We start from the raw sequence: 12,740 nt of genomic DNA on the forward strand, positions 1-12,740 counted from the left end.
AGCTAAAGATGTTTACACCCCCTTTTATTCTGTCGATTGCCGGTGGCGGCAGCACCTATACGCCAGGTATCGTGAAAAGCCTGATGGTACGCCTGCAGGACTTCCCGCTGGCCGAGATTCGCCTCTACGATATCGACGAAGCACGCCAGAACACCATTGCACCGGTGGTGGAGAAGGTCATTCGCGACCATAGCCAGAGCATTACCTTCACCGTGACCACAGACCCGGAAGTCGCGTTCAGCGGGGCGCACTTTGTCTTCGCCCAGATGCGTGTCGGCCAGTACAGAATGCGTGAGCAGGATGAGAAGATCCCGCTGCGCCACGGCGTGGTGGGCCAGGAAACCTGCGGTCCTGGCGGGCTGGCATACGGCCTGCGCACGATCCTGCCGATGGTCGAGTTGATCGATCTGGTGGATCGCTACGCGCATGAAAAAGCCTGGATCGTGAACTATTCCAACCCGGCAGCGATCGTTGCGGAAGGGGTGCGCCGCCTGCGACCGGACGCCCGCGTGCTTAATATCTGCGATATGCCAGTGGCGGCGATGCGTAACATGGGGGCCATTTTGGGTGTGGACCGCCACAAGCTGGAGGTGGACTACTTTGGTCTGAACCACTTCGGCTGGTTTACCCGCGTGCGGGTGGACGGCGAGGACAAGCTGCCGGAACTGCGTCGGCATATCGCGAGGTTCGGCCTGCTGACGGAAGATGCGGCCAAAACGGATCCGCAGCACTCAGATCCGTCGTGGGTGAAAACCTGGCGCAACATCAAGCCCATCATGGATAACTTCCCGGAATATCTGCCAAACCCCTATCTGCAGTACTACCTGATGCCTAACCAGATTGTGGAACATCAGAACCCGGACTACACCCGCGCGAACGAAGTGATGAACGGGCGTGAGAAAAAGCTGTTTGCCGCAGCAGAAGAGTATAAGCGTACCGGGATTTTACCGGATGCCTTCCACGTGGGCGTCCACGGCGAGTTTATTGTCGATGTCGCCTGCTCGCTGGCATTTAACCTGCGTCAGCGCCATCTGGTAATGGTGGAAAACCGCGGGGCGATAACCAATCTGCCGTACGACGCGGTGGTGGAAGTCCCGGCCTACATCACCTCTGAAGGGCCAGAGCCTATCCGCGTGGGTCGGGTCCCGCTGTTCCATCAGACGCTGCTACAACAGCAGCTCGCCTCTGAACAGCTGCTGGTGGAAGCGACCATTGAAGGCAGCTACGAAAAAGCGCTGCAGGCGTTCACCCTGAACCGCACCGTGCCCACCATGGAGCACGCAAAAGCGATTCTTGATGACATGATTGACGCCAACCGTGACTACTGGCCTGCGCTGCAAAAAGCCTGGCAGAACGGTGAAGCGGTGAAAAAATAGGGTCGTGCTCGCGAGTTGAACGTGGTTTGCTTGTCGGTGTCAGAAAAAACACCGACAATCCTTTTTTACGGAAAAGACTGGAGGCAACCCATGTCCACCTCATATTTTGTCGCCGCCGACTGGCTGATTGAGCACGGTGACGATCCGGAAGTACAGATTATTGACGCGCGTATGGCACCTGCCGGGCAGGAACACCTTCGCGATATGGTCGCAGAATACCGCGCAGGGCATTTGCCGGGCGCGGTATTTTTTGATATTGAAGCCCTGTCCGACCATAACTCCCCTCTCCCGCACATGCTGCCGCGACCGGAAGCGTTCTCCGTGGCGATGCGCGAACTTGGCGTCAATCGTGACAAACACCTCGTGGTTTACGATGAAGGTAACCTCTTCTCCGCACCGCGCGCCTGGTGGATGCTGAAAAACTTTGGCGTGGAGAAAGTCTCAATTCTTGCAGGCGGCCTCGCGGGCTGGAAGCGTGATGAACTGCCATTACAGCAGGGCGACGTGACGCTGCCGGAAGGCGAGTTCGACGCGACGTTTGATGCGCATCAGGTAAAACGTCTGACCGACGTGCTGGTGGTCAGCCATGAAAAAACGGCGCAAATTGTCGATGCCCGCCCTGCAGCGCGCTTTAACGCCCAGGCGGATGAACCGCGTCCGGGGCTGAAGCGCGGCCATATTCCCGGCGCGTTGAATGTGCCGTGGGGCGATCTGGTGTTTGAAGGTGAATTAAAAACGACCGATGAGCTGCGCGCCATTTTTGATCGTCAGGGCGTGGATTTGCATCGTCCCGTTATTGCCAGCTGCGGGTCCGGCGTCACGGCCTGCGTGGTGATTCTGGCGCTCGCCACACTCGGTGTAAACGACGTGACGCTCTATGATGGCGCCTGGAGTGAATGGGGTGCACGAGACGATTTGCCCGTTGAACCGGCCAAATAATGGATAACCGTCTGGCCACGCTGTTAACGCGCGGGGCGTCACTGACCCGCGCGGAATATCGCGTGCTGGCCCACCTGACAGATCATCCTCTGCTGGTGGGCAATATTACGGTGCGCGAACTGGCGCAGGCGACGTTCGTCTCAACCGCTACCATTATGCGTTTGTGTCAGAAATTAGGCTTCAGCGGTTTCAGCGAATTTATCTGGCACTGCAAACAGCTGTTAACCGAGACGCCGTATATCGCCGCGCAGGCACAACAGCGCCCGGAACTGCCGGCGCTTTTCAGTCAATTTATCGCGAACTATCAGCAAACCTTTCAGTGGGTAACGCAGGAGAAGCGCGCGCAATTTTCGACGTTACTGCGCCAGAAAGAGAGCTTCTTTCTTTATGGCGCCGGCTTCTCTTATCTCTTCGCCGAGTACCTCACCAAGAAATTGCAGGTGCTGGGCAAAACGGCGTTTATTTCCGGGCCGGGGGATAGCCGGAACATTTTCCTCAGCAACGCTGCGCGGTATCAGGTGTTTATCGCCGTCTCACGCAGCGGTGAAACCGAACAAGTGCTGGATAAAGCGCGGATCGCTAAAAACGTGGGTATGACGGTCGTGGCTTTTACGCGCGCTTCGGCCAATACGCTGGCGGGAATGGCAGATTTACACTTTGCCTTATATGACGAGGCGGTACATTACGCCGCAGAAGCCGCTGGCGTGACGTCGTTTGAGTCGAATCTGGTCCTGCTGATGGATTTACTGCTGCTGGAAGCGACGGGGTGAAAAATCACCCCGCGTAATCAGATAATGCGGGTGGTTTTGAGATCGCGCAGGAATCCGCCCCAGCGACGCTCGTAAAACGGCGTGATGTGCTCGGTAATAAAGTGGCTGATGCCCTTCTCATCCTTCTTCACCTGACAGATATCGATCGGCTCATCACCCGGCAGCGTATCGGTGGCAACACTGCCCGCAGCCTGAATAATCTCCTCGATATCGCCGTCTGCTTCAATGCCAATCAGCAGTACCGGCTGTTCATCCGTGCTCTCTTTAATAGAGCAGAGGAACGCGCGCCTCACGGGTTTGAGGGTTTTGAACAGCGTGGTCAGCGAATCAATCATCTGCGCAGGGGGTTCGGCTACTTCAGACAACAGCAGCGTTTCGCCCCCTTCCAGCACTTCCTGCGTACTGAGCGGGTTGCCCTCCTCGCCAATCAGATGGTTGATTTCACGCGGGGTGAACTCTTTCCCGGTTGGCAGTTTGGCGTTGAGGAACAAGGTCTGGCCCAGCGTCATTTCGAACAGAGTGCGCACCGGCATCACCACGAACGCCTGCTCGTCTTCAACGGCCTGCTGCAGCGCTTCCAGCGAGGTGAAGAACGGGATCACCGACGTGCCGTCGTCTTTCTCCCAGTGGAGCAGGTCCAGCGCGCTGTCTTCAACAACCTGTTCGCCTTCCGCTGCGGTACCCGGAACCCAGACGGTGGACTCCAGCAACGTGCGGAAAAATGCCGGACGGTGGGCAGGTTCGGTCGCCGCCTGTTCCAGCAGAGTTTCTAATTCGTTTTTCGTTTCAGACATAGTTTGGCTACTTCAACATAATGTCGGCTGGCGCAAGGCTAACAGGCCTACAAAACCGTAGGCCCGGACAAGCACAGCGCCGCCGGACAAAAACAATTACTCGGCAGTCAGCAGGTTCGCGATAGTACGCACGCCCAGTCCCGTTGCCCCTGCAGACCACTGCTCAACGGCCGCTTTACGGTAGGTTGCGGAGCAGTCGATGTGCAGCCAGCCTTCGTGATAGTTCTCAACGAAGTGAGACAGGAAGCCGGCCGCCGTGCTCGCACCCGCCGGATAGGCTGCGCTCGCGGTGTTGTTCAGTTCGGCGAAGTTAGACGGCAGCTGGCTGCGGTGGAATTCGGCCAGCGGCAGACGCCAGAACGGTTCGTTCTCCGCGGCCGCGCTTGCCAGCAGGCGAGCTGCCAGTTTGTCGTCAAAGCTGAACAGCGCATGGTAGTCGTTGCCCAGCGCGGTTTTCGCCGCACCGGTCAGGGTCGCCATGTCGATAATCAGCTCTGGCTTCTGCGCAGACGCGTCGATGAGACCATCGGCCAGCACCAGACGACCTTCCGCATCGGTGTTCATCACTTCCACGTTTTTACCGTTACGGTAGCGAATGATGTCGCCGAGCTTAAAGGCATTACCGCTCACCATGTTGTCCGCACAGCACAGGTAAAGCTTCACGCGCTTGTTCAGACCGCGCGTAATGGCAAACGCCAGCGCGCCAGTGATGGTTGCCGCACCGCCCATATCGGACTTCATGGAGTCCATGAACGCGCTCTGCTTCAGACTGTAACCGCCGGTATCGAACGTGATGCCTTTCCCGACCAGGCAGGCAAATACCGGTGCTGCTTTATCACCGGTTGGGTTGTAATCCAGCGCCAGCAATACCGGAGGACGCTCGGAACCGCGACCCACGGTGTGGATCCCCATATAGTTCTGCTCGCGCAGGTCTTCACCTTTGGTGATGCGGTAAGACATTTTGTCGCCGGCCACGCCGCACAGCAGGTCAACGGCGCGCTGCGCAAGTTGTTCAGGACCCAGCTCTTCTGCCGGGGCGTTAATGGTATCGCGCACCCAGTCGATAATGGTCAGACGGCTTTCCAGCTCTTTCTGACCCGCTTCGTCGAGCGTCGCCCACTCGATTTTACGGCTGCCTTTCGGTCCTTTGTAACCCGCCCAGAATGCCCAGCTGCGGTCGATATCCCAGCCTTCGCCGTCCAGGGTGACATGTTTAATGCCCAGACCATCAATTTTGCGCGCTGCGCGCTGGATCAGACCCAAATCATCGTTGCCAGTCAGGTGCAGGGTAATACCGTCGTTGTTGATACTGTAGGTGGCTTTCTCGCCCCAGCGCGCGTCAGCAGGCTGATTCGAGATCGTAATCTTCATCGCTTCGGTCATTTTATTTATCCTTATTAGCAAACGGGCCGCCTGAAGGCAGCCCGTAAGGTGATTTATTCTGCTTCATCTAACCAGACTAACAGAATCGCCTCCAGAATTTTTTCATTGGATGCGTTTGGATCGTCGTCAAAATCGTCTAAATCGCAGATCCACTGATGCATATCGGTGAAGCGTACGGTTTTAGGATCGAGATCCGGGTTAGCGTCGTAGAGCGCTTCGCCGATTTCACGGCTGTCAGTCCACTTCAGTCCCATATCAGTGCTCGCGTGCGTGGTTGATGGTGTAGCGTGGAAATTCCACGACCAGATCTTCATCGGTCACCAGAGCCTGGCAGCTCAAACGGCTGTCTGGCTCCAGACCCCATGCTTTATCCAGCATGTCGTCTTCATCTTCGGTGCTCTCGGCCAGAGAGTCAAAACCTTCACGCACGATGCAGTGGCAGGTTGTGCAGGCACAGGATTTTTCACAGGCGTGTTCCACTTCGATACCGTTACGCAGGGCAACATCGAGAATGGTCTCACCGGTCTTCGCTTCCAGAACAGCACCATCCGGACAGAGGTCCGCATGAGGCAAAATAACAATCTTTGGCATATTAAACCTCGTCCACGGACTGGCCTTTCAGCGCGACGCGGACAGATTTGTCCATGCGGCGAGCAGCAAAGTCCTGGGTTTGTTTATCAACGTTTTTAATGGCTTCTTCTATTGCATCAGCATCATTGCCTTCGGCCACTGCGCTTAAGCGCGCGGCAGCCTCGTCAATCACCTGACGCTCAGCGGCGCTTAACAGCGCGGCGTCGGCAGCGAGCGCACCGTTCAGACTTTCCAGCACGCGTGCGGCTTCAACTTTCTGTTCTGCCAGCATACGCGCCTTCACATCCTGTTCGGCGTAGCTCATTGAATCCTGAATCATGGAGGCGATCTCACCATCGGTCAGGCCGTAGGACGGCTTCACCTGGATAGACGACTCAACGCCGGTGGATTTCTCCATCGCCGTGACGCTCAGCAGGCCGTCCGCATCCACCTGGAAGGTAACGCGAATATGCGCACCGCCCGCAGGCAGCGCAGGAATACCGCGCAGCGCAAAGCGCGCCAGTGAACGACAGTCCTGCACCAGCTCGCGCTCGCCCTGCATCACATGGATGGACATCGCGGTCTGGCCGTCTTTGAAGGTGGTGAATTCCTGTGCACGCGCCACCGGAATGGTGGTGTTACGCGGAATGACTTTCTCCACCAGTCCCCCCATGGTTTCTAAACCCAGGGAGAGTGGAATAACATCCAGCAGCAACATCTCGCTGTCCGGCTTGTTGCCGACCAGAATATCCGCCTGGATAGCCGCGCCCACGGCAACCACTTTATCCGGGTCGATGGACGTCAGCGGCGTGCGGCCAAAGAATTCGCCCACACGTTCACGCACCAGCGGTACGCGCGTGGAGCCGCCAACCATGACCACTTCCAGCACCTCGTCAGCCTCAACGCCCGCATCTTTTAGTGCGCGACGGCAGGCCAGCAGGGTGCGTTTCACCAAAGGCGCGATCAGGTCGTTAAACTGTTCCCGGGTAATTTCCCCCTGCCAGCCCGCCACGTTGACGGTGACAGACTGCGCATCGCTCAGCGCGATTTTCGCGTCAATGGCCACGTCCAGCAGTTCACGCTGCACGCGTGCATCGCTGCGATCGGGAATACCCGCCTGTTCACGAATGAAATCAGCCAGCAGATGGTCGAAGTCATCGCCACCCAGCGCAGAATCACCGCCGGTAGCCAGCACTTCAAACACCCCACGGCTTAAGCGCAGGATAGAGATATCAAAGGTCCCGCCCCCCAGATCGTAAACCGCAATCACCCCTTCCTGACCGGAGTCCAGGCCGTAGGCAATGGCGGCCGCCGTCGGTTCGTTCAGCAGGCGCAGAACGTGCAGTCCCGCCAGACGCGCCGCGTCTTTGGTGCCCTGACGCTGTGCATCATCAAAGTAGGCCGGAACGGTAATGACCACGCCATCGAGATCGCCGCCGAGCGTTGCCGTAGCACGCGCCGCCAGCGCTTTGAGGATATCAGCAGAAACGCGGATCGGGTTCAGCAGCCCCGCTGCCGTGGCAATCATTGGCAGGCCGTTTTCACTGGCCTGCAGCTGATACGGCAGATGCGGATAACGGGTCTGAATATCGACGAGGGAGCGGCCCATCATGCGTTTTACGGAACTGATGGTGTTTGCCGGATCGCGCGCGGCGTTCGCGCGTGCGTCATAGCCAACCGCGTGGCCCTGCTGTTGGTAGTGGACCACGGAAGGCAGCAGATGACGGCCCTGCTCGTCAGCCAGCGTTTCCGCCTGGCCGCTTCGCACGGTCGCCACGAGAGAATTGGTGGTGCCCAGATCAATACCTACCGCCAGACGACGCTGGTGCGGTGCGGCACTTAAGCCAGGCTCACTAATTTGTAATAAGGCCATAATTGCTTCCGAAATTAAAAATCGAGCAGCTTTTCTTCGAGTTGTTCAGCACTGCTTCGCAGTTTATCGAGAAAACGGAGTTTGCGCACAGTGTCTGCCGCCACATCCCAGGTCTCGTTGTTCAGTTGCTCCACCATCAGTTGATGGCGGGTATCGAACATGCCTTTTACGCGCTTGATGAAGCTTTCCAGACGCGCTTCATCTTTGGCCTGTTCAATCTCATCCAGCTCTTCACGCAGTTCCAGCTGTTCCATCAAAAACGCCGTATCACGCACGGTGTGCTGTTCACTCGCCAGATCAAAGCCATGAAGCGAGAGCAGATACTCAGCGCGAGACAGTGGATGGCGCAGCGTCTGCCAGGCCTGATTGATGGTCGCAGATTGCGATACCGCAGCCAATTGCTCTGACTGAGTACCACTGGCGAATTTATCCGGATGATACTGACGCTGCAGATCCTGGAAGCGGATCGTCAGCGCCTGCAGATCAATCGGGTATTGAGCGGGTAGTCCGAAGAGAGTGAAGTAATCCATAACAATCTCAGGGGTAGCCTGTTAGAACAAACCCCACGCACAGGAGTCCTGCGGTGGGGTTTCGGATGACGCGCGGTTAAACGTGGAAGCTTTCGCCGCAACCACACTCGTCTTTGACGTTCGGGTTCGTGAATTTGAACCCTTCGTTCAGGCCTTCTTTTACAAAGTCCAGCTGAGTGCCATTGAGGAATTGCAGGCTTTTGCCATCGACCACCACCTTCACGCCCTTGTCTTCAAACACGGTGTCATCAGACGCCGGTTCGTCAACAAACTCCAGTACGTAAGCCATACCAGAACAGCCGGAGGTACGTACGCCCAGTCGCAGGCCAAAGCCTTTACCACGGTTCGCCAGAAAAGAGCTTACTCGCGCGGCAGCGCTGTCGCTAAGGGTAATCGACATACTCAAACCTCAATTATTTTGCTTCACGTTTGCTTTTGTAATCCGCAATGGCGGCTTTGATCGCGTCTTCTGCCAGGATAGAACAGTGAATTTTCACGGGTGGCAGTTCGAGTTCTTCAGCAATATCCGTGTTCTTGATTGCCTGTGCTTCGTCCAGAGACTTGCCCTTCACCCATTCGGTGACCAGGGAGCTGGAGGCGATAGCAGAACCGCAGCCGTAGGTCTTGAAGCGCGCGTCTTCAATGATACCTTCATTGTTGACTTTAATCTGCAGCTTCATCACGTCGCCACACGCTGGCGCACCGACCATACCGCTACCTACGCTTTCGTCGCTGTTGTCAAAAGAGCCGACGTTGCGCGGGTTCTCGTAATGATCAATAACTTTTTCGCTGTATGCCATGTTGAATTCTCCTTATGTACCGATTAGTGATGTGACCATTCAATGCTGTTCAGATCCACGCCCTGCTTGAACATTTCCCACAGTGGAGAAAGGTCACGCAGACGACCGATGGAGTTGCGAACCAGCTTGATGGTGTAGTCAATCTCTTCTTCGGTAGTGAAACGACCTAAAGAGAAACGGATAGAGCTGTGTGCCAGCTCGTCAGTCATGCCCAGTGCGCGCAGCACATAGGATGGCTCCAGGCTTGCAGACGTACAGGCAGAACCGGAAGAAACCGCCAGGTCTTTCAGCGCCATAATCAGCGATTCACCTTCAACATAGTTGAAGCTGACGTTGAGAATGTTTGGTGCGCCCTGTTCGAGATCGCCGTTCAGATACACTTCTTCCATATCTTTCACGCCATCCCACAGACGGTTACGCAGCGTGCGCAGGCGCGCCATCTCGGTTTCCATCTCTTCTTTCGCAATACGGTAAGCTTCGCCCATACCCACGATCTGGTGAACAGGCAGCGTACCGGAACGCATACCGCGCTCGTGACCGCCACCGTGCATCTGTGCTTCGATGCGGATACGCGGTTTACGACGAACGTACAGTGCACCAATACCTTTCGGGCCATAGATTTTGTGGCCGGAGAAGGACATCAGGTCCACTTTCAGCTGGCTCAGATCGATAGGCAGTTTGCCCACGCTCTGGGTGGCGTCTACGTGGTAGATGATGCCGCGCGCACGGCACATTTCGCCGATGGTCGCGATATCTTGCACAACGCCAATTTCGTTGTTTACGTGCATGATGGAGACCAGAATGGTGTCATCACGCATGGCCGCTTCGAGCTCTTTCAGGTCGATGATACCGTTGCTCTGTGGTGCCAGGTAAGTCACGTCGAAACCTTCACGCTCGAGCTGACGGCAGGTATCCAGCACGGCTTTGTGTTCGGTTTTGCTGGTGATGATGTGCTTGCCTTTTTTCTGATAAAAGTTGGCCGCACCTTTGATCGCCAGGTTATCGGATTCGGTCGCACCGGAGGTGAATACAATCTCACGCGGGTCGGCACCCACCAGGTCAGCAATCTGATTACGGGCGATATCTACCGCCTCTTCAGCATGCCAGCCAAAACGGTGTGAACGGGAAGCTGGGTTACCAAAGTTTCCGTCCAGGGTCAGACACTGCATCATTTTCTCGGCAACACGCGGGTCCACCGGCGTGGTTGCGGAGTAGTCGAGATAAATCGGTAATTTCATTGCTCTATAAACTCCGTACATCGCTTCAATGCAAGGAATCAGGCAACCGGCTGGATGTACGACCGAGTACACGGAGCGAGCGAACGCTCCGGCCTGATTCTGAAATACTTATCTTTTTATTACGCGCGTAATTTGACGTCGATCGCGTCCTGCCCGCGGGTGCTGCGTTGGGAGTCCTGGCTGTGCTGACGGCCAGAGACATCCAGAACTTCCTGGTTATTTACCAGCTCACCTAAGGTGATGTTGTTCAGGAAGCCGGTCAGACGATCGCTCAGGTCGCGCCACAGCGCGTGGGTCAGGCACTTATCGCCGCCCTGGCAGCCGCCTTTACCCTGGCAACGGGTCGCATCAACGGATTCGTCAACGGCACTGATCACTTCGCCAACTGCAATACTGCCCGCGTCTTTACCCAGCAGATAACCGCCGCCTGGGCCACGAACGCTGGAAACCAGTCCATTTTTACGCAGTCTGGAGAACAGCTGCTCCAGATAGGAGAGGGAGATCCCTTGTCGTTCAGAAATATCAGCCAACGGAACCGGGCCCGCTTCGGAGTTGAGCGCAACGTCCAGCATCGCGGTCACGGCATAACGCCCTTTAGATGTCAGTCTCATGTCTTACTTAACCTCAAACTCGCCCCTGCCCGGGGTTTTTTATAGTAAAATGGGGGTATTGCATAGCAGGGCCAAGTCTGACATTCCTGACTAAAATGGTCAACTATTTACTTGACTGTTTTAGTCAGGTATTTAACCTTCCGTGCCGTATCACCAGGATGGGCACTACTCTTTATTCTTTTGCTCAATCGACGCCAGGATCCCGCGCAGAATATTCAGTTCTTGGCTTTCCGGACGCGCACGGGTAAACAGGCGGCGCAGCTTGTTCATTACCTGCCCCGGGTGACCTTCACGGATGAAACCGGTAGAGAGCAGGGTCTGCTCCAGGTGACCATAGAAGCGCTCCAGATCGTCCACCAGCGGGTAGACGGCCTCTTCCTGCGGCTCTGCCGTTGCTTTTTCCTGCGTCGCCAGCCACGCCATACGCACTTCATAGGCAATCACCTGAACGGCCATTGCCAGGTTCAGGGAGCTGTATTCCGGGTTAGCGGCAATGGCCACGTGGTAATGGCACTTCTGCAGTTCATCGTTGGTCAGGCCCACGCGTTCACGGCCAAACACCAGCGCTACAGGAGCCTGTTCGGCTTCAGAGACGCTTTTCAGACCGCATTCACGCGGATCCAGCATCGGCCACGGCAGTGTACGGGAGCGGGCGCTGGTCCCGACCACCAGACTGCACCCTGCCAGGGCTTCGTCCAGGGTATCCACGATCTGCGCGTTACCAATGACATCGCTGGCACCCGCAGCCAGAGCGATAGCCTGTGAGTCGGGTTTCACCAGTGGGTTAACCAGCCACAGGTTCGTTAAGCCCATGGTTTTCATAGCGCGGGCTACGGAGCCCATATTGCCAGTGTGCGATGTTTCGACCAGCACGATTCGAATGTTTTGCAGCATAGTTTTAATGTCTGGATTCTGTGTCTGAAGAATATTCGGCCATATTATCATAAACGAGAGACATATTCCGATCTCGCTGCTATACTCTGCGCCGATTTTCCCGTTCTTTAACATCCAGTGAGAGAGACCGATGCATCCGATGCTGACCATCGCCGTGCGCGCAGCGCGCAAGGCGGGTAATGTAATTGCCAAACACTACGAAACGCCAGATTCTGTTGAAACCAGCCAGAAAGGCAGCAATGATTTCGTAACCAACGTCGATAAAGCCGCTGAAGCGATTATTATCGATACCATCCGCAAATCTTACCCGCAGCACACCATCATCACCGAAGAAAGCGGTGAACTTGAAGGTACCGATCAGGATGTTCAATGGGTTATCGATCCACTGGATGGCACCACCAACTTCGTCAAACGTCTGCCACACTTCTCCGTGTCTATCGCAGTACGCATTAAAGGTCGTACTGAAGTCGCCGTGGTTTACGATCCAATGCGTAACGAACTGTTCACCGCGACCCGCGGTCAGGGCGCGCAGCTGAACGGCTACCGTCTGCGCTGCAGCAATGCACGCGACCTCGACGGTACCATTCTGGCAACTGGCTTCCCGTTCAAGGCGAAGCAGCACGCAACCACTTACATGAATATCCTGGGCAAACTGTTCACCGAATGCGCGGACTTCCGTCGCACCGGTTCTGCCGCGCTGGACCTGGCCTATGTGGCTACCGGTCGCGTTGACGGTTACTTTGAGTTGTCACTGAAGCCATGGGATTTTGCAGCGGGCGAGCTGATCGCGCGTGAATCAGGCGCCATTGTTTGCGATTTCACCGGCGGCCACAACCATCTGACGACCGGCAACATCGTTGCAGGTAACCCACGTGTTGTTAAAGCCATGCTGGCAAACATGCGTGATGAGCTGAGCGACGCGCTGAAGCGTTAATCCAGCCTGCGGTGCCCTCTCCCGCCGG

15 protein-coding genes are annotated in these 12,740 nt (G+C 56.2%); 4 read left to right on the plus strand and 11 right to left on the minus strand.

Going from position 1 to position 12,740, the window contains the following annotated elements:
* The first annotated feature begins 8 nt into the window (after positions 1–8).
* The 3 genes from AC2FAP_RS19940 (at position 9) to AC2FAP_RS19950 (ending at position 3,085) form a co-directional block, all read left to right on the plus strand.
* A complete protein-coding gene (locus AC2FAP_RS19940; RefSeq protein WP_014171173.1) occupies positions 9–1,376 on the plus strand; it encodes a 6-phospho-alpha-glucosidase in 1,368 nt (455 codons plus the stop codon).
* A gap of 90 nt (positions 1,377–1,466) precedes the next feature.
* Positions 1,467–2,315, plus strand: coding sequence for a 3-mercaptopyruvate sulfurtransferase (gene sseA, locus AC2FAP_RS19945; protein ID WP_032678689.1), 849 nt, complete (start codon positions 1,467–1,469; stop codon positions 2,313–2,315).
* On the plus strand, positions 2,315–3,085 hold the full coding sequence (locus AC2FAP_RS19950; RefSeq protein WP_121339137.1) for a MurR/RpiR family transcriptional regulator: 771 nt from the start codon (positions 2,315–2,317) through the stop codon (positions 3,083–3,085). The genes sseA and AC2FAP_RS19950 overlap by 1 nt, the downstream gene beginning before the upstream one ends.
* 17 nt (positions 3,086–3,102) lie before the next feature.
* Here the strand turns inward: AC2FAP_RS19950 and sseB are convergent, their stop codons facing one another.
* From sseB to trmJ, 11 genes are all read right to left on the minus strand, one after another.
* Positions 3,103–3,879, minus strand: a complete 777-nt coding sequence (gene sseB / locus AC2FAP_RS19955) for an enhanced serine sensitivity protein SseB (RefSeq protein WP_014171176.1) — start codon at positions 3,877–3,879, stop codon at positions 3,103–3,105.
* 96 nt (positions 3,880–3,975) lie between these two features.
* A complete protein-coding gene (pepB, locus tag AC2FAP_RS19960) occupies positions 3,976–5,262 on the minus strand; it encodes an aminopeptidase PepB (protein ID WP_020883024.1) in 1,287 nt (428 codons plus the stop codon).
* A 53-nt stretch (positions 5,263–5,315) separates the two neighbouring features.
* On the minus strand, positions 5,316–5,516 hold the full coding sequence (gene iscX / locus AC2FAP_RS19965) for a Fe-S cluster assembly protein IscX (RefSeq protein ID WP_014171178.1): 201 nt from the start codon (positions 5,514–5,516) through the stop codon (positions 5,316–5,318).
* 1 nt (position 5,517) lies between these two features.
* Complete coding sequence (gene fdx / locus AC2FAP_RS19970; protein ID WP_014171179.1) at positions 5,518–5,853, minus strand: ISC system 2Fe-2S type ferredoxin; 336 nt, start codon at positions 5,851–5,853, stop codon at positions 5,518–5,520.
* Between the two features lies 1 nt (position 5,854).
* Complete coding sequence (hscA, locus tag AC2FAP_RS19975) at positions 5,855–7,705, minus strand: Fe-S protein assembly chaperone HscA (RefSeq protein WP_138014081.1); 1,851 nt, start codon at positions 7,703–7,705, stop codon at positions 5,855–5,857.
* A 14-nt stretch (positions 7,706–7,719) separates the two neighbouring features.
* Complete coding sequence (gene hscB / locus AC2FAP_RS19980; RefSeq protein WP_014171181.1) at positions 7,720–8,235, minus strand: co-chaperone HscB; 516 nt, start codon at positions 8,233–8,235, stop codon at positions 7,720–7,722.
* 76 nt (positions 8,236–8,311) lie between these two features.
* Positions 8,312–8,635 carry an iron-sulfur cluster assembly protein IscA gene (gene iscA / locus AC2FAP_RS19985; protein ID WP_003860659.1) on the minus strand — a complete coding sequence of 108 codons (324 nt, stop codon included), beginning with the start codon at positions 8,633–8,635 and terminating at the stop codon, positions 8,312–8,314.
* 13 nt (positions 8,636–8,648) lie between these two features.
* Positions 8,649–9,035 (minus strand): Fe-S cluster assembly scaffold IscU, encoded by a 387-nt coding sequence (gene iscU, locus AC2FAP_RS19990; protein WP_003860661.1) that lies wholly within the window; start codon positions 9,033–9,035, stop codon positions 8,649–8,651.
* A gap of 23 nt (positions 9,036–9,058) precedes the next feature.
* The gene (gene iscS / locus AC2FAP_RS19995; protein WP_020883022.1) at positions 9,059–10,273 is read right to left on the minus strand and encodes a cysteine desulfurase; all 1,215 of its coding nucleotides are present in this window, start codon (positions 10,271–10,273) and stop codon (positions 9,059–9,061) included.
* Between the two features lie 119 nt (positions 10,274–10,392).
* Complete coding sequence (gene iscR, locus AC2FAP_RS20000) at positions 10,393–10,884, minus strand: Fe-S cluster assembly transcriptional regulator IscR (RefSeq protein WP_020883021.1); 492 nt, start codon at positions 10,882–10,884, stop codon at positions 10,393–10,395.
* Positions 10,885–11,049: 165 nt separating this feature from the next.
* On the minus strand, positions 11,050–11,778 hold the full coding sequence (trmJ, locus tag AC2FAP_RS20005; RefSeq protein WP_032669904.1) for a tRNA (cytosine(32)/uridine(32)-2'-O)-methyltransferase TrmJ: 729 nt from the start codon (positions 11,776–11,778) through the stop codon (positions 11,050–11,052).
* 130 nt (positions 11,779–11,908) lie between these two features.
* Between trmJ and suhB the strand changes: the two genes are divergently transcribed.
* Positions 11,909–12,712 carry an inositol-1-monophosphatase gene (gene suhB / locus AC2FAP_RS20010; RefSeq protein ID WP_020883019.1) on the plus strand — a complete coding sequence of 268 codons (804 nt, stop codon included), beginning with the start codon at positions 11,909–11,911 and terminating at the stop codon, positions 12,710–12,712.
* Positions 12,713–12,740 lie beyond the last annotated feature (28 nt).

It is taken from the genome of Enterobacter cloacae complex sp. 394I7 (assembly GCF_057320345.1).